This is a genomic window from Martelella sp. NC20, assembly GCF_013459645.1.
Classification (GTDB): domain Bacteria; phylum Pseudomonadota; class Alphaproteobacteria; order Rhizobiales; family Rhizobiaceae; genus Martelella.
Window position 1 is genome coordinate 4,137,969 of record NZ_CP054861.1, and the last position, 17,925, is coordinate 4,155,893.

Consider the following 17,925-nt stretch of genomic DNA (forward strand, 5'->3'; position numbering starts at 1 on the left):
CTGGAAGCAACAGCGCCGAGCTGCCGGTTGCGCCACCGGCCACACAGCAACCAAACCGGCATGAAAAGCCGGAGGGCGTTCGCTCTCCGGCTTTTCGTTTTCCTATCCGTTCAAGAGCGCTTAGTTGCGGTCCTTGTCGACCAGTGCGCCCTTCTTGATCCAGGGCATCATGCCGCGCAGCTTCTCGCCGACTTCCTCGATCTGGTGATGATCGTTGAGGCGGCGGGTGGCCTTGAAGCGGGCAGCGCCGGAATGCCATTCCTGCATCCATTCGGCGGTGAAGCGGCCGGTCTGGATGTCCTTCAGAACGCGCTTCATCTCGGCCTTGGTCTCGGCGGTGATGATCCGCGGGCCGGTGACATATTCGCCCCACTCGGCCGTGTTGGAGATCGAGTAGTTCATGTTGGCGATGCCGCCTTCATAGATCAGGTCGACGATCAGCTTCACTTCGTGCAGGCATTCGAAATAGGCCATTTCCGGGGCGTAGCCGCCTTCGACCAGGGTTTCGAAGCCGGCGCGGATCAGCTCGACCAGACCGCCGCACAGAACCACCTGTTCGCCGAACAGATCGGTCTCGCACTCTTCCTGGAAGGTCGTCTCGATGATGCCCGAGCGGCCGCCGCCAACGCCGGAGGCATAGGACAGCGCGACGTCAAGCGCGTTGCCGGAGGCATCCTGATGCACGGCAACGAGGCAGGGAACGCCGCCGCCCTTCTGGTATTCGCCGCGCACGGTGTGGCCGGGGCCCTTCGGCGCGATCATGATGACATCGACAGACGGCTTGGCTTCGATCAGGCCGAAATGGACGTTGAGGCCGTGCGCGAAAGCGATCGCGGCGCCGTCGCGGATGTTCGGCGCGATTTCGCTGTTGTAGATGCCGGCCTGCAATTCGTCAGGCGTCGCCATCATCATCAGATCGGCCCAGGCCGCAGCCTCGGCGACGGTCTTGACCTCGAAGCCGTCGGCCTCCGCCTTCTTGGCGGTGGACGAACCGGCGCGCAGCGCGATGGCGACGTTTTCGGCGCCGCTGTCCTTCAGGTTCAGCGCATGGGCGCGGCCCTGCGAGCCATAGCCGATGATCGCTACCTTGCGGCTCTTGACGAGATTGAGATCAGCATCCTGATCGTAGTAAACACGCATTGTCTTTCCTTCCCTTGACAACCTGTCTTTTCATCGACCGCCCGAAGGCGGCGTCTGTTCATTTGGCCGCGTAAAGCAGCCAGAAACGTTCAACCGCTCGCTCGGCGCGCCGCCGGAACATGCCGCGGTCGGCAACCTCGCCCAGAAGCTGGCGCACATGACTGTCGCCTACGATCAGCCCGTAAAGCACCCGGTAGGCCTCGTCGCCATTGTCGAACAGCAGCACGCCGGAACGCCTGCCGTCTTCCAGAAGCGCCCGGGCCCGCTGGTCGATCTGCGCGCGCCCGCGCTCAAGCAGCATGCGGCCCAGTTTTTGTCCATCCCGCGTCACGCGGCCGATCGCCAGCCGGTTCAGCGCCAGCGAGACATCGCCCGCAAGCACTTCCAGCAGATCCTGCCCGAAGGCCGTCAGATGCCGCTTGAGTTCGTCACCGTCAAGGCGATGGCCCGCGCTTTCGAAGGTGCGAACCTTGCTGGCCTGATAGACGACCATCGCTGCAAGCAGCCCGTCTCGATCGCCGAACCATTTGTAGAGGCTCTCCTTCGAGCAGCTTGCCGCGCGCGCTATCCCCGCCGTCGTCACGGACTTCTCGCCACCCTCGACCAGAAGCCGGAGCGCCTGCTCGAGCACCGCCTGCTGGCGGGGCGAAAAATGGGCTTCGATGTCGGTATCGTCGGACAAGAAACGGTTCTCTCGAATAGGTAACGTACGGTACGGTACCTAGTGCAGCAGATTTTCGCCGAGGTCAAGCGTTTTGATGATCGCCCGAGACCGGTTCCGGCCGGCTGAACCGGCAATAAAGGTCCCTCACCTTTTAGGTAAGTACATACTAACAAATTTACGCATAAAAAAAGCCCGGAACGCAAGGCTCCGGGCTTTTCCGCTAAACGCGAGATCAGGAGTTGCAAGCTTCCTTGAGGCCCTTGCCGGCCGTGAACTTCGGAACGTTGCGCGCCGGGATATCAACTTCAGCACCGGTCGAAGGATTGCGGCCCTTGCGCGCGGCGCTGTGGGATACCGTGAAAGCGCCGAAGCCGGCCAGACGGACTTCGCCGCCATTCTTCAGTTCGCCCTGAACGGCGTCAAATACGGCATCTACAGCGGAAGCCGCGTCGGTCTTCGACAGGCCAGCCTTTTCGGCTACGGATGCTACGAGTTCACTCTTGTTCATGTTTCCACCCTTTCTCAAATGGTTCGAAACTAGTCATGTCTCAGGGGTTTTAGTTACACGCCACCAAAGCCCGCTGCAATTCAAAAGCCCTGCGTTTCAGGGAATTGCAAGGGGTTTGGGGCATTTTGCACGCAAAAGGCCGGTTGTTAACCGGCCTTGAGCGCCCCTTTTCCACAGGAGCCCGTGAAAAGTGGCGATTGTTCGGCGTCAGTGCGCCACTGTCTTGCCCGAGTCGCTTTCCGATTCATCGCTCGAAATGGCGACCGGCTCAGCTTCCGGGTCCCATTCGATGGGCTGAGGAACCTCCAGCAGGGCGTGCTGGAGAACCTCGCCCATACGCGACACAGGCACGATCTCGAGACCGTTCTTGACGTTGTCCGGTATGTCCGGCAGGTCCTTGGCGTTCTCTTCCGGGATCAGCACCTTGGTAATGCCGGCGCGCAGCGCCGCAAGCAGCTTTTCCTTCAGCCCGCCAATCGGCAGAACCCGGCCGCGCAGCGTGATCTCGCCCGTCATCGCCACGTTCTTGTGGATCGGAATGCCGGTCATGATCGAGACGATGGCTGTCGCCATCGCGACACCCGCCGACGGACCGTCCTTGGGCGTGGCGCCTTCCGGAACGTGAACGTGAATGTCGTTCTTGTCGAACATAGGCGGCTTGATGCCGAAATCGACCGCGCGCGAACGGACATAGGAGGCCGCCGCCGAAATCGATTCCTTCATCACGTCACGCAGGTTGCCAGTGACGGTCATGCGACCCTTGCCCGGCATCATCACGCCCTCGATCGTGAGCAGTTCTCCGCCGACTTCCGTCCATGCCAGACCGGTGACGATGCCGACCTGGTCGTCGCCTTCCGCCTCGCCGTGGCGATAGCGCTGGACGCCGAGATAGTCGTCAAGATTGTCCGCGGTGATATGAACCTCGGTCTTGTCGCCCTTGACGATTTGGGTCACGGCCTTGCGGGCAAGCTTCATCAGCTCGCGCTCAAGGCTGCGCACGCCCGCTTCGCGGGTGTACTGCTGGATCGTGCGGGTCAGCGCGCCGTCATCGACCGAGAACTCTTCCGGCTTCAGAGCATGCTCGCGGATCGCCTTCGGCAGAAGGTGACGGCGGGCAATTTCCAGCTTCTCGTCCTCGGTGTAGCCGGCGATCCGGATGATCTCCATACGGTCCATCAGCGGGCCCGGAATATCGAGCGTATTCGCCGTGGTGATGAACATCACGTTCGACAGATCGTACTCGACCTCAAGATAGTGATCCATGAACGTCGAATTCTGTTCCGGATCGAGTACCTCGAGCAGGGCCGAGGACGGATCGCCGCGGAAATCGGCGCCCATCTTGTCGATCTCGTCGAGCAGGAACAACGGATTGCTCTTGCCGACCTTCTTCATCGACTGGACGATCTTGCCGGGCATCGACCCGATATAGGTCCTGCGGTGACCGCGAATCTCGGCCTCGTCGCGAACGCCGCCAAGCGCCATGCGCACATATTCGCGGCCGGTCGCCTTGGCGATCGACTGGGCGAGCGAGGTCTTGCCCACGCCGGGCGGACCGACGAGGCAGAGAATCGGCCCCTTGAGCTTCTTGGCGCGCGCCTGCACGGCGAGATACTCGACCACGCGTTCCTTGACCTTTTCCAGACCGAAGTGATCTTCCTCGAGCACCTTCTCGGCCGATTTCAGATCGCGCTTGATCTTCGACTTCGAATTCCACGGCAGGCCCGTCAGCCAGTCCAGATAATTGCGAACAACGGTCGACTCGGCCGACATCGGGCTCATATTGCGCAGCTTCTTCATCTCCGCATCGGCCTTTTCACGGGCTTCCTTGGAGAGCTTGGTCTTCTTGATGCGCTCTTCGAGCTCGGCCATTTCGTCGCGGCCGTCCTCGCCCTCGCCGAGTTCCTTCTGAATGGCCTTCATCTGCTCGTTCAGGTAATATTCGCGCTGGGTCTTCTCCATCTGCCGCTTGACGCGGGTACGGATGCGCTTTTCGACCTGAAGGACGGAGATTTCGCCTTCCATGAAGCCGAGCGCCTTTTCGAGACGGCCCTTCACGCTGGTGGTTTCCAGCATCTCCTGCTTTTCGGTCAGCTTGATCGCAAGATGCGAGGCGACCGTATCGGCAAGCTTCGAATAATCCTCGATCTGGCCGGCGGCGCCGATGACCTCGGGCGAAACCTTCTTGTTCAGCTTCACGTAATTCTCGAACTCGGAGACGACCGAGCGCGACAGCGCTTCGATTTCGACCGCGTCTTCTTCCGGCTCGGAGAGCTCGCTGGCATTGGCTTCGTAGAAGTCGTTCTCAAGGCGGATATCGTCGATTGCCGCGCGCGCCTTGCCTTCGACCAGAACCTTTACGGTCCCGTCGGGCAATTTCAGCAATTGCAGCACGTTGGCGATCGTGCCGATGCGGTAAAGCGCGTCCGGCTCCGGATCATCGTCGCCGGCATTGATCTGGGTGACCAGCATGATCTGGCGATCGGCATTCATCACTTCTTCAAGCGCGCGGATGGATTTCTCGCGGCCGACGAACAGCGGAACGATCATGTGGGGGAAAACCACGATGTCACGCAAGGGCAACACGGGGAAAGCGGCGTTTTCCGCTGCTGGCGCGTTCTGCGTCATGTCTTTTTCCTTTCCGACCGCCCGGAGGGAGACCGGGCAGCATTGACGGGTCGTTGGGAGCAACCCGTAGCTTCATCTCGATTGTTGCGGAACAAGTGGCGCTTTAAAAGCGCGATTTCAAGCTGTACCGCAAATTCGGCGGAACAAACCGGCAATCTCGGCCGTTACGTGCCGGATATGCCCTAAAACGCCAAGGGCAGGGCGATAAAACCGCCCTGCCCGCGCATGTATTTCAATATGCGCCTGCCTCAGGCCGAGGCATTGGCCTTGTCGCCGGCGCGATTCTCGTAGATGTAGAGCGGCTGGGCGGTGCCTTCGACGACCTCTTCCGAGATCACGACCTCGCGGACCCCCTTCAGGGCCGGCAACTCGAACATCGTATCGAGCAGGATTTTCTCCATGATCGAGCGGAGGCCGCGCGCGCCGGTCTTGCGTTCGATCGCGCGGCGCGAAATGGCGATCAGCGCGTCATCCTGGAACGACAGTTCCACGTCCTCCATTTCGAACAGGCGCTGATACTGCTTGACCAGCGCATTCTTCGGCTCGGTCAGGATCTGCATCAGGGCTGACTCATCGAGGTCTTCCAGCGTCGCGATCACCGGCAGACGGCCGATGAATTCGGGGATAAGCCCGAACTTCACCAGGTCTTCCGGCTCCAGTTCCCGCAGCACATCGCCGACGCGACGGTCATCGGCAGCCTTAACGGATGCGCCGAAGCCGATCGAGGTGCGCTCGCCGCGCGCCGAGATGACCTTGTCGAGGCCCGCGAACGCGCCGCCGCACAGGAACAGGATGTTGGTGGTGTCGACCTGCAGGAATTCCTGCTGCGGATGCTTGCGCCCGCCCTGCGGGGGCACGGAGGCGACAGTGCCTTCCATGATCTTCAAGAGCGCCTGCTGAACGCCCTCGCCCGACACGTCGCGGGTGATCGAGGGATTGTCGGACTTGCGCGAAATCTTGTCGACCTCGTCGATATAGACGATGCCGCGCTGGGCGCGTTCGACATTGTAATCGGCGGACTGCAAGAGCTTCAGAATGATGTTCTCGACGTCCTCTCCGACATATCCCGCTTCCGTCAGCGTCGTCGCGTCGGCCATGGTGAACGGCACGTCGATGATGCGGGCGAGCGTCTGGGCAAGATAGGTCTTGCCGCAACCGGTCGGACCGACGAGCAGGATATTGGACTTGGCAAGCTCGATCTCGCCGCCGCCCTTGGCGGCATGGGCAAGCCGCTTGTAATGGTTATGGACCGCCACCGACAGGATGCGCTTTGCATGGTTCTGTCCGATCACATACTCGTCCAGAACCTCCATGATCTCCTGCGGAGTGGGCACGCCGTCGCTCGACTTCACCATTGAGGTCTTGTTTTCCTCGCGGATGATGTCCATGCACAGCTCAACGCATTCATCACAGATGAACACGGTCGGGCCAGCGATCAGTTTACGGACCTCGTGCTGGCTCTTTCCGCAAAAGGAACAATAGAGCGTGTTCTTCGAGTCACCGCCATTGTTACCGCCGACTTTGCTCATTATCACTTCCTTCCAGTAAGCCGCCCACCTGGAACGGCCACTATCTTATTCGCTTTCTGCCGCCCTGAAGAACGCTCGCAAAACAAAAGGGCAACAACACGACGGGTCATGCCCGCTTCCGGGCCATGCCGTCAAGCCCGGCCCTGTTACGCACTACCCAGCACTGTTACGCACTACGATGTCGTAACAGCTTCGGTTTGCCATACTATTAACGGCTTATACGGCGGATAAAACCCCAAAAGCGCCGACCGGCAAGATTTGCATATCGCGAATTGCAACTCTGCGACATGTCCCGGGCCGGTCAAACACAACCGTCAATCCGAAAACGCGAACGAATCGGCCGAAAACGCGAACGATCCGGCCGAAAACGCGAACGATCCGGACTGGCCGGCTTCAGCTCACGCCTTCGATTTCGCTGCGCGAGGTCATGACCTTGTCGATAAGACCCCAGTCCTTCGCCTCGCCGGCATCCATGAAATGGTCACGATCGAGCGTCTTTTCAACTTCCTCGTAAGTCTTGCCGCAATGGCGGACATAGACCTCGTTCAGCTTGCGCTTCATCTTGATGATGTCGCGGGCATGGCGCTCGATGTCCGACGCCTGCCCCTGGAAGCCGCCGGAAGGCTGATGGACCATGATGCGCGCGTTCGGCGTGGCAAAGCGCATGCCCTTTTCACCGGCCGCAAGCAGCAGCGAACCCATGGAGGCCGCCTGGCCGACGCACAGGGTGGAAACGGCGGGACGGATGAATTGCATGGTGTCGTAGATCGCCATGCCGGCCGTTACCACGCCGCCTGGCGAGTTGATGTAAAGCGCGATCTCCTTCTTCGGGTTCTCTGCTTCGAGAAACAGCAGCTGCGCGCAGACGAGCGACGCCAGATGGTCCTCGACGGGCCCGGTCAGGAAAATGATCCGCTCCTTCAAAAGGCGCGAATAGATGTCATAGGAACGTTCGCCGCGATTGGTCTGCTCCACAACCATGGGAACGAGGGCCATCGCGGTGTCTACGGGATTTGTCATGGCTGTCCTTCGGGCGGCTGATTGTCGCCGGTCTTATTCGAATCTTGTCGTCCCTCCTACATAGAGTGCCACACCTTGTCACTTCAAGAGATGGTTTGGTCACTTCAAGAGATGGTTTGCATCTCGCGCGAAAGGCTGCGCCATCAGAAAGGTCCTTTTATTCATGCTTCAACTGTGCAAAACTTCCTCCGCGTACAAACTTAATCGATTAATACCAAAAATGGGCCGGAACCTATCTGGAGGATAGGTCTCGCGCTCGCTATGTTCAGGCCCCCGCATCAAAGGAATTCGGGATTTCGATTTGCCGTATAACTTGACCGCAGTCATAGCATGGTCGGCAGACAGTCTGCTTCTGGCCGCCTTTCTGCTCCCCCTGTGGTTGCGGAATCGGGCGCGTATGTATGTGGTTTACTGGGTTCTGGCGCTACTCGCCCAGGCAATCGGACTTGCTCTGCTCATGCTCGCCCATCGCGACGACCTTCGTCTGATCGGCATGATAGCGTTCACAGGCCTGATCTGCGCCCGCGCGCTTTCGACCGCGGGACTGCTCAGCCTTTGCGGCGAAGACCGGCCCGCGGCTTTCACCATGGCGATCGTCGGCGTCTGGTTCACCGCTGTGATTTTCAGCAGGATTGCGGGTTTTGACAGCGTTGCCAATGTCGCGAGCTTCTATGTCGCAGCCTTCGCGATCTCCATTTACGGCTTTTATTTCATGGTGAGGAACGTGCACTCTCTCAGAGTGCATTTTCGCCGGTCGCTCATGGCGGTTTTTGCGTTTGAGGCCCTCACATGCCTTGCCCTTTTAAGCGCCTACAATATGCAGAATTCGCCGCCCTCACTTGGTAGCGCAACCACCTCGATTGCCCTCATAACGGGATTTGTGCTGTTCTCCCTCAAGGGATTCCTCGCGGTATGGCTGACCGTCGAGAGGCTGGAACGGGATCTGCGCGACCTTGCCTTCAGCGATCCGCTCACCAACGTCTTGAACAGGCGCGGCGTGATTGATGAAATCGAGAAAATGTCCCACCGCTCCGCCAAGACCGATCTGTTTGCCTTTTTTTCGCTCGATCTCGACAATTTCAAGAGCATCAATGATGCTCACGGCCACAGCGCGGGCGACAGGGCGCTGGTAAATTTCACCCACGTGGTGCGCCAGTGCCTGCGCGAAAGGGACATTTTCGGCCGCACCGGCGGCGAAGAATTCGCAATCTTCACACGGGTCACCGACCGCAAGACCGCAGGCCAGATAGCGGAGAGGATCAGGTCTTCTCTGGAGGCCACGCCGTTTCGCGAAGACGGCCGTGAACTGAGGATGACTGTCAGCATCGGCGTCACACTGATGCGCGGCCGGATCGGCGATATCGAATCCATGCTCACCGAGGCCGACCGCGCGCTGTACAAGGCGAAGGGTGACGGGCGCAATCGCATCGTGTTCTACGATGGCCCGGCGCAACCGCTCGCCGAGGCCGCCGAGCACGAGGTCGCACTCGCCGTGTAACGGCTTGCAGCCTGTGAATTATTCGGACTGCGTGACGGGCGACGGCTACGCATCGCCCGTCCGAACAGATCAGATCCTGCTCAAATCCTGCTCAGGGCCTGCTCGAGATCGGCAATGATATCATTGACATCCTCGATACCGATCGACAGACGGACCACATCCGGACCGGCGCCGGCCGCGACCTGCTGTTCCGGCGTAAGCTGTGCATGGGTTGTGGATGCAGGGTGGATAACCAGCGACTTTGTATCGCCGATATTGGCGAGATGCGAGAACAGTTCGAGACCGCCGACAAAGGTCTTTCCGGCCTCGTAACCGCCCTTCAGGCCAAAGGTGAAGACGGCCCCTGCCCCCTTCGGCGAATAACGCTGCTGAAGACCATGATTGGCATCGTCCTCCAGCCCGCAATAGCCGACCCAGGACACCTTGTCCGACTGCTTCAGCCATTTGGCGACGGCCAGGGCATTGTCGCAATGGCGCTGCATGCGCAGCGGCAGGGTTTCGATCCCGGTCGCAATCATGAACGCGTTGAACGGCGAGATCGCCGGCCCCAGGTCACGCAGGCTCAACACCCGGGCGCCGAGCGCGAAGGCGAGACTGCCGAAGGCCTCGTGGACCACCAGGCCGCCATATTCGCTGCGCGGTTCAGACAGCATCGGATACTTGCCCGATTTCGACCAGTCGAACGTACCGCCATCGACCAGAATCCCGCCCATGGAGTTGCCGTGGCCGCCGAGGAACTTGGTCAGCGAATGCACGACGATATCGGCGCCATGCGCGATCGGGCGCACCAGATAGGGCGTGGCCATGGTGTTGTCCACGATCAGCGGCAGGCCGTGATCATGCGCGACCCTGGCGATCGCCTCGATATCGACGAATGTGCCGCCCGGGTTGGCGAGGCTTTCGATGAAGACCGCCTTGGTGCGATCATCGATTTCAGCGGCGAAGCTCTCGGGATCGGCAGGATCGGCCCAGCGCACCTGCCAGCCGAAGTTCTCGAACGAATGGCCGAACTGGTTGATCGAACCGCCGTAGAGACGACGGGCGGCGACGAAATTGTCTCCGGGCTGCATCAGCATGTGAAATGTCAGGAACTGGGCGGCATGACCGGACGCAACCGCAAGGGCCGCCGACCCGCCCTCAAGGGCTGCGACGCGCTCCTCGAGCACGGCCGTGGTCGGGTTCATGATCCGGGTATAGATATTGCCGAATTCCCTGAGCCCGAAAAGGGCTGCCGCGTGATCGGAATCGTTGAAGACGAACGAGGTCGTCTGATAGATCGGCGTGGCCCGCGCGTTCGTGGCGCTGTCGGGTGCAGCGCCCGCATGGATCGAAAGCGTCGAAAATCCCGGTTCCCGGTTTTCCATCGTGAATTCCTTCCCTTTGTTGTGCCCCGGCCGAAAGCACCCTCCGGCTCTTTGATCGGGATCAATGCTGTCTTTTATACAAGTGTCAGCATTGCTGTCGACAACGAGGACAACAGCAATGGATATTTTGCCCGAAGACATTGCCCGAGCCGATCGCAATCCGGCCCGCCGGCATCGATCGAAAGCAAGGGGCCGCTCGAATGCGGTTTTCCCGGCGATCTCGACGGCGCAATTCGCCCTCGCCGAGCCGCGCGACGCCGCGGAGATGACCGAGATGATGAAGACGCTCAACATCGATCCGGTCGAGGCGGAATTCCAGTATCGCAGGCTCTATTACGCCATGGAAGCCAATTGCGCCGGCTGCCGCGACAAGGAACGCTGCCGCGCCGACCTCGCCCGAAATACCGCCGCCGAGAACTTCCGCGACTATTGCGACAACGAGGCGCTGCTGAATGAAATGCGCGCTGAGCCGGACATGCTGCGCGAGAAAGGCTGACGCGCCTTCAAGCGCCGATCAAACGGGGATATTCGATGGCCGGGCACCGATCCATGATCACGGTTAGGCCCAGCTTTTCGGCCCGCTCGGCTGCGGCATCGTCGCGGATATCGAGTTGCATCCAGATGACCCGCGGCAGCGGCGCAAGCGCCAGCGCCTCGTCGACGACGCCGCCGACGAAGGCCGAGGCGCGGAAGATATCGACCATGTCGATCGCGCCCGGAATATCCGCAAGGCTGCCATAGACGCTCTGGCCGTGGATCGTCTTGCCCGCAAGCCCCGGATTGACCGGCACGACCTCATATCCCTTCGACATCAGGAACGCCATCACCCGGTGGCTGGGGCGCTCCGGTTTGGGCGAGGCGCCGACAAGCGCGATCCGACGGACCGTCTTCAGGACATCGATAATAATTGAATCGTCGATTTGAAGTTGTACCATGGTGAAACAATTCCTTTTGACGCGGGTTATTCAGACAATCAGGGAGGCCTTCACGGGTTTTACATCATGAAAACTTTCATCGCGGCCGGTTTGCTTCTGGCCTCATTCGGCACGGCGAACGCCCAGGAACCCATCAATCGTTACGACATACAGGACATGACCTGCAATCAGGTTCTTTCGATTTTGCGGCAGCAGGGAGCGGCGATCCTGCGCTACCCCTCCCCCAGCGGCAGCGGCCGCATCCTTTATGACCGTTATGTCGACAACGCCGGTATCTGCTTTGGCCAGGGCGGCCATGCGATCCGTCGAGAGATCCCGACAAAGGACACCAATGCCTGCCCAACGCTGTCCTGCAAGCCCGGACCGCCCGAGTGTGACGATGGCGTTCTCGGCTTCGACATGTTCGGCTGCATCGGCAACGATTGAGACGCTGACCAAAAGCTGAGCACCAACCTAACTGAAAAACCCCCGCGATCGCAAGATCGCGGGGGTTTCGTCACAGAAGCCTCAGTTGCCTACCACTGCATCTGGAAGCGGACCTTGCCGGTCAGGCCGTAGCTGTCGCCGAAGTTCTCCAGCCCGGTCGAAGCCGTCAGATCGCCATTGATGCCGAGCTTGCCGTTGAGCCAGGTGTAGGTCCCGCCAATGCCGATCTCGCCGGTCCAGTCGCCGTCGTCAGTCGACATGTTGACGCCCGACACCCTGACTTCGCTCGGATCGTCCGTGAGGTCGTAATAAACGTTCGCGATGCCATTGAACGAAGCGCTGCGGGCTTCTCCCGTCGCAGTGGTCCAATTGGTGCGACGGTCGGTTTCCAGACCCATGCGAACCGCAAGGCTGTCGCCATCCACCTGCGATACGTCTTCATTGTAGACGCCGGTGAAATCATCGAAGTTGACCGAGCCCCAGGAGAGCTGCGCCTGCGGCGTCACAGCCCAACCCGGCGCCACGTCGAAGCGGAAACCGGTCTCGGCCGAGAGCGAATAGCCGTAGGACTGTTTCATGCTGAGCGACGGCGCGCCGCCGATCGTGATGTCGTTGCTGATGACATTGCCGAAGGCCTGACCGTCGACATAGAAGCCGTTATTGCCGTACCAGGTCATCGTTGCGCCGAAGCCGAACAGCTGGGTGACGAGATCGCCGCCGCCGACGCGGGAGCTGACGTCGGCCGTTGCATTGGCATACTGGAAGACCAGGCCTCCGACCGCGAAGCCGCTTTCATTTTCACCGAACTGCCCGTCCACACCCATACGAAGCCGGTAGATATCGGCGTCGTAAGAGGCATTCAGGGTGCCTTCGCTGCCGTCATAATGTTCGCGTCCGCCCGAAAAATCGGCCCAGACATAGCCCGGATCGGAAACGTCACCAAGGTTCCAGTAGCGCTCGCCGACACGGTCCTGCAGCGAGTCAGGGCGGTTCAGCGTGAGCATCAGCTCCGGCAGGACTTCATAGACCGGCGTCGCGTTGGAGAAGTCTCCGGTCAGGAAATACTGGTTGCCGACCTCGGTCAGGTCGTAGGCATAGGCGCCGGAGACGTTGTAGCCCGGCAGTACGAAAGCGCCGGTCTCGCCGCCGTCAAGCGTGATGATCTCGATCGGCGCACCAGAGGCATAACCAGTCGAAAGCTCGTTGAGCGACAGGGTCGTGACGCCGCCGAGATAGGCGCCGTTGACCGTGAGCGTGTCGCCCAGCGCATTCGCCAGATCGACATCGATCGCCAGCGTGCCGCCGCCGGTGAGGTTGCCCGTCACCGTCATGGCATCGCCCGTCGCGCCGTCGACCGACGAAAGCGTCGAGCCGGAATTCAGGAACATGTTGCCGTTGAAGACGGTGCTCTCGTTGACCTGAAGCGTCGAGCCGTTGAGGTAAATCCCCTGGGTTGCGACCGAGGTCGAACCCACGGTGATCGCGCCGCCGGTCAGCGTCAGCATGGTGTTGTCGAGGTTGAAGGTTTCCCAGTTGGTGACAAGCGAACCCGCGGTGGTCGCCGAGACGCCGTCGAAGGTCAGCGTATCGACGCCGTCGCCGCCGTCGAACACCTCGGTGCCATCATAGATCGCGCCGCCGCTGAGATAAGCGGTGTCGTTTCCGGCCGCACCGTAGAAGCCGCTGTTGAGCGCGCCGCCGGTCCAGTTGAAAGCGTCATCGCCGTCCTGGCCGAAGATATCGCCGGTCCAGGAACCGCCGACGAGATTGAAGGTGTCGTCGCCCGCGCCAAGCATCGCAGAACCGACCACCGTGCCGGTGGTCGTAACGGTAACGGAACCGTCCAGATCGACGAGTGCCTTGCCGTCATGTCCGCCCGAAGACGTGATCGCGGCATCAGCGCCGATCATGATCGTGCCGGTCTGTCCTGCTTCGGAGTCGGTCATGATACCGATATCGGCAAGCACCGAACCGCCGAGAGCGTTGACAGCGTAGGTGGCGCCCGCGCCGCGGGTGAAGGTTATAAGGCCGGAGGCCCTGTCAGCCACGGAAGCGGTCGAGACTATCGAGCCGCCCGTCATCGTCAAAGTGGCGACGCCGCCATTGTTCACCTGAGCGATGGCGCCGGCAGCATTGATATCGCCAGCCGACGAGGCCAGCGTCGCGTCCACCACGATATCGGCCGCAGTTGTTACTGTGGCATCGCCAAGCTCCGAAAGAGCGCCAAGGCCGATGGCCAGGGAAAGAGCATCGCCGCTCGCGCTTGCCTTGATCGAGGCGCCGGCCGCGGCTTCGACATAGGCATCACCTTCATCGTAGGACTCGCTGCTCACGCCAATCGCGCTCGCAAAGCCTGTTGTATCCGTCGCCGTCGCCGTGACTGACGCGGTTGATCTCACCAGCGAGACCGCATCGCCTGCGCCTTCCGTGTTCGTGGTGAGGCCGATTGCTTCCGCCTCGCCGCCAACGCCGGTCGCAACCGCTGAAATCGTGCCGCCCAGGTCGGACAGGGCGAGGTTGTCGCCGCCAACCAGGTTCTCGGCGCCGGTCGCCTCCGCGTCACTCGTTCCGGTGGCCGATACAGTGATCCCGGCTCCCGCGTCGATGGTCAGCAGCGCACCGCCCGTGCGGGTCATGTTCCTGAGCCCGGTCGCATATGCGTCGAGCGCGCTGACGGAGTCGATCGTGATGACGCTGGTGCCGGCCACGCCCATGGTGACGTCGCCGAACTCGGCACTGTTCCACACGCCACCCGCGTTGACTTCGTCATCGCCATCGGCGCTGACCGAGATCAGGCCGGCCAGCAAAGCGCTGGCAGAGCCGCCGGCGTCATCGGCGAAGTTGGTCGCAGCCGCAGTCATTGCCAGATCGCTTGCCGATGCCGTTGCAAGAAGTGTGCTCCCGGCATCAAGCTTCAGGCTCGCCTCGCCGGCGCCATGCACCTCGTTGGCCACCGCGCGCGCCGTGGCGGTTACACCGCTGGCGTCGGCTGAAGCCAGGCTGGTACCAAGCAGTTCGACATAGGCGTTGCCGTCAGTGGCGAGGTTGTCCAACGCCTTGGCCTCAGCCGAAGCTGTATTGCTAATCGCACTTGCGCTCACGCTGGCCGAACCATCAAGAGAAAGCCACGCATTGCCCGAAGCCGATGCGTTGTTGAACCCGGTCGCATTGGCAACGAGATCACCTTGGGCATAAGCGGTCAGCCTGGAGGCTCCCTCGGCAACGCCCATTGCATCGCCGGAGGCGGTGGTGTTGTCGACAGCGACGGCCGTGGTGTCTGCTGCGCTCATGGCCTCAGCAACAATTTCTGCCGTGTCCGAAAGACCGATCACGGCATCACCGTCCTGCGCGGCATTCATGACGCCATAGACTTCAGCGGCGCCGACAGCGTCTGCCGAACCGAAAATCATGCCCTTGATCGAAGCGAATACGGAGCCGAGCGGACCCTTGGCGACATTGTTGACGCCGACAACGGACGCCGTTGCCGTTGCCTGATCCAGAGTGCCGACGTCGATCGTGCTGCCCTCATCAAGGGCGAAACCGGCCACGCCGGCGCCACTCAGCATGTTGGTCACGCCATAGGCATAAACGTCGCTGCCGCTGACGCCGACGGAGACCTCGCTGCCGCCGAGCACGAGAACAATGGCGTTGCCATCGACCGCATTGTTCGCGATACCGGTGGCCGAGGCACTGCCCGCTTCGCTGTCGGCGCTGGCGTTGACGCTGCTCTGGTTGTCGAGATCGACACGGCTTTCGCCATTGTCGGAACTGTTGCTGACCGCAACGGCGGAGGAGTCAAGCTGGCTGGCCGTCAGGGCATCGATATTCGATCCGTTGTCGACCACGGTGCGCGCCGTTCCAAGCGATGTGAAGTTATTGACGCCCATGGCGCTTGTGTTTTCCACAGTGCTGAAGGCTTGCGCGGAAACACCCGACATGTCGTCGATGACCGTGGAGGCATCACCCGCGGTCGAAGCGTTGAGCAAGCCGGTCGACTTGGCGGCGAAACCGCCAAGGCCGGCACTTGCGGCGCCCATTGCCGTGCTGGTGATCGTGCTGCCGCCACGGACACGAATGCGCGCCTCTTTCTCCGCCCGGTTTTCAACCGCGGATGCAACTGCGTAGCTGTTGGCGCTGCTAGCCTCGGCATTCACGGTGCTGGCGCCGTCCACGCTCGCAGCGGCGTCGCCCTGCTGCGAGCCGCTGTCGATCGCCACGGCCTGAGCATCGCTCGCGCCATTGGCGGTGGCGCTGATCTGGCTGCTACCGTCGAATACGGCTGCGGCATCGCCGAGAACGGCGATGTTATCGACGGCGGTGGCCAATGCCTGACCGAGCGAGCTGGTGGCAGAAGCCGAAAGCGTGCTGGCGCTGCCGCCGACACCGGCAAGTCCATCGGCAGCCATGTTGGAAACGGCCACGGCTTCGATGAGGCCCGTTCCACTTGCCGTCGCGGCGATCGTGCTTTCATTCAGAAAAACAAGCGCGTCAAGGCCGGCGCTGTTGATGACGCCGGAGACAGTCGCGGCACCCAAAGTAGTCGCACTTGCCGTCGCGGTGATCGCGCCAGCATCCAGAACAACGCCCCCCCCAAGGCCGGCGTTGTTGATGACGCCGGAGGCAATCGCGTTACCAAAAGTAATTGTGGCTTCGGAGGTCACGGTTCCGTTTTCGGCGACATAGACGGTCGCACCCTGGGTATCGGAAACGTTGCGGATCGCTGTTGAGGAGGCTTGGTCCGTATCGCCAAGCGATACAAAGCTGTTGGCCGTGACCGAAACCGAACCTGCCCCTTTCACGGTAGCTTCGGCCGTTCCGCCGGTGCTCTGGTTGTCGATCCCGAAAGCTGTCGAGGTCAGGAGCGAAGTCGCGGAAGACGTCAGAGTTGCGTTATCGACGATGGTGTTGACGCCGCCATCGCCGGCCTTGTTGGAAACGCCGGTTGAAACAGAACTGACGATCGAATTGGTGGCCGAAGCGCTTACATCGGCATCACCGGACAAGGACACGTAGCCCATGCTCGAAGCGCCGGATGTTTCGACGCTGATGGCGGTTGCCTTGCTCGTATTCAAAGATACGATCTGGTAGGCACTAATATCGCTGGCACCGTCGACGATCACCATTCCGGAATTGCCGGCGCCGCTACCCCTGAGGCGCACACCGAAAGAATTACCGCCTTCAATGTCGATTGAGGAACCTCCGGTGATGGTCGCGGTCATGACCGAACCGTCGGCATTGCCGTTGATGATGACCGCGCTGTTTCCGGACGCCAAGATATTGCCGGCATTTATCGTCGTCCCGTCAAGGATCACGGTACCGGCATGAGCGACCGCACCCGCTGACGTAAGCGTTATGGCGACGGCATCAGCCGACAACGAACTGGTCACGGTACCGCCGGAAAAGTTTGCGGCTACCTCGCCATCGCCTTGAAGCACAACCGGCCAGTAAATCCTGTCGTAGCTGTCGGCATTGAAGGTCAGTGCATTACCACCGGTCGAGGTGAGCCTCACCCCTCTTGTGTTAAAGAGGCCGTTGCCGATTTTCATGCTGGGGGAATTGAGAGTAACGGTCGCGCCCTGCAGGTTATTGTAGGTGATGCCGTTTGGCTTATTGCCGGTACACTCGATCACCGCATTGGGGCCGCCCGCCGCTCCGCACTCATTCGCGGCGAAGGCTGAAGAAACGCCGGTGCCGAAATAGGTCGCGCCGGAGGAAAGCGCGAGCATGCTGAGCGCGAGTACCGACGCCGTTCCGCGCGGTGCATAGCTGGCCGCGGTACCTGCAATCTTGGTCATGCGCCCGCCGCGCAGTTTCACATCAGACAATGTCATTTAATCCCCCAAAAAGCTAAAATTCCGATTCCTGTCTTAGCTGAATGACATCAAGCGAGTGGAAATACAAGCAAGATCGATAGTGGTTGCTAACGTTTACGGGCATCGGAGAACGAAAGTTGCAAACCTGCAACGCACAAGATTCCCGCGAACAGAGGCGGGAAATCGTCACGCTGCCTGAAATTGTTCCTACCAATCGGCAAGCACGCCAAACAATGTCATCTTATTGAATTAAAACAATAGATTTTGCTCCGCTGGCTCACGCCGCCGCGACTGGGCCACGAATACGAAACAACGCTCACGCCAACACAGCGCGCGACAAGATTGGGAAGTCCTCCCTGAAACCTGTCCAATAAATGACCGCCTGACAGGTCTGGCCTCATGC

Annotated in this window: 12 protein-coding genes; 3 read left to right on the forward strand and 9 right to left on the reverse strand. The window is 60.7% G+C overall.

Translation table 11 applies throughout. The features are described 5' to 3' along the window. Positions 1 to 120: 120 nt before the first annotated feature. The 6 genes from ilvC to clpP form a co-directional block, all read right to left on the reverse strand. Positions 121 to 1,140: a ketol-acid reductoisomerase gene (gene ilvC, locus HQ843_RS19830; RefSeq protein ID WP_180901561.1), complete on the reverse strand. Its 1,020-nt coding sequence runs from the start codon at positions 1,138 to 1,140 to the stop codon at positions 121 to 123. A 58-nt stretch (positions 1,141 to 1,198) separates the two neighbouring features. Further along, on the reverse strand, positions 1,199 to 1,822 hold the full coding sequence (locus HQ843_RS19835; protein ID WP_180901560.1) for a TetR/AcrR family transcriptional regulator: 624 nt from the start codon (positions 1,820 to 1,822) through the stop codon (positions 1,199 to 1,201). Positions 1,823 to 2,036: 214 nt separating this feature from the next. After that, positions 2,037 to 2,330 carry an HU family DNA-binding protein gene (locus tag HQ843_RS19840; RefSeq protein WP_319520003.1) on the reverse strand — a complete coding sequence of 98 codons (294 nt, stop codon included), beginning with the start codon at positions 2,328 to 2,330 and terminating at the stop codon, positions 2,037 to 2,039. Between the two features lie 189 nt (positions 2,331 to 2,519). Beyond that, positions 2,520 to 4,937, reverse strand: a complete 2,418-nt coding sequence (gene lon / locus HQ843_RS19845) for an endopeptidase La (protein ID WP_180901559.1) — start codon at positions 4,935 to 4,937, stop codon at positions 2,520 to 2,522. Between the two features lie 248 nt (positions 4,938 to 5,185). Beyond that, positions 5,186 to 6,466, reverse strand: a complete 1,281-nt coding sequence (clpX, locus tag HQ843_RS19850; protein ID WP_180901558.1) for an ATP-dependent Clp protease ATP-binding subunit ClpX — start codon at positions 6,464 to 6,466, stop codon at positions 5,186 to 5,188. 393 nt (positions 6,467 to 6,859) lie between these two features. Next, complete coding sequence (clpP, locus tag HQ843_RS19855) at positions 6,860 to 7,486, reverse strand: ATP-dependent Clp endopeptidase proteolytic subunit ClpP (RefSeq protein ID WP_180901557.1); 627 nt, start codon at positions 7,484 to 7,486, stop codon at positions 6,860 to 6,862. 397 nt (positions 7,487 to 7,883) lie between these two features. On the opposite strand from clpP, the gene HQ843_RS19860 reads away from it, so the two are divergent. Beyond that, positions 7,884 to 8,984: a GGDEF domain-containing protein gene (locus HQ843_RS19860; protein ID WP_180901556.1), complete on the forward strand. Its 1,101-nt coding sequence runs from the start codon at positions 7,884 to 7,886 to the stop codon at positions 8,982 to 8,984. Between the two features lie 80 nt (positions 8,985 to 9,064). Here HQ843_RS19860 and HQ843_RS19865 read toward each other — a convergent pair whose 3' ends face one another. Further along, the gene (locus HQ843_RS19865) at positions 9,065 to 10,348 is read right to left on the reverse strand and encodes an O-acetylhomoserine aminocarboxypropyltransferase (RefSeq protein ID WP_180901555.1); all 1,284 of its coding nucleotides are present in this window, start codon (positions 10,346 to 10,348) and stop codon (positions 9,065 to 9,067) included. A 118-nt stretch (positions 10,349 to 10,466) separates the two neighbouring features. Between HQ843_RS19865 and HQ843_RS19870 the strand changes: the two genes are divergently transcribed. Next, entirely contained in the window at positions 10,467 to 10,844 is a 378-nt protein-coding gene (locus HQ843_RS19870; RefSeq protein WP_180901554.1) for a DUF6455 family protein, read from the forward strand. A 7-nt stretch (positions 10,845 to 10,851) separates the two neighbouring features. Here HQ843_RS19870 and HQ843_RS19875 read toward each other — a convergent pair whose 3' ends face one another. After that, positions 10,852 to 11,283, reverse strand: a complete 432-nt coding sequence (locus HQ843_RS19875; protein ID WP_180901553.1) for a CoA-binding protein — start codon at positions 11,281 to 11,283, stop codon at positions 10,852 to 10,854. Between the two features lie 66 nt (positions 11,284 to 11,349). On the opposite strand from HQ843_RS19875, the gene HQ843_RS19880 reads away from it, so the two are divergent. Continuing rightward, the gene (locus HQ843_RS19880; protein ID WP_180903288.1) at positions 11,350 to 11,709 is read left to right on the forward strand and encodes a hypothetical protein; all 360 of its coding nucleotides are present in this window, start codon (positions 11,350 to 11,352) and stop codon (positions 11,707 to 11,709) included. Between the two features lie 89 nt (positions 11,710 to 11,798). On the opposite strand, the gene HQ843_RS19885 is transcribed toward HQ843_RS19880, so the two are convergent. Beyond that, complete coding sequence (locus tag HQ843_RS19885) at positions 11,799 to 17,540, reverse strand: autotransporter outer membrane beta-barrel domain-containing protein (protein WP_180901551.1); 5,742 nt, start codon at positions 17,538 to 17,540, stop codon at positions 11,799 to 11,801. Positions 17,541 to 17,925: the final 385 nt, after the last annotated feature.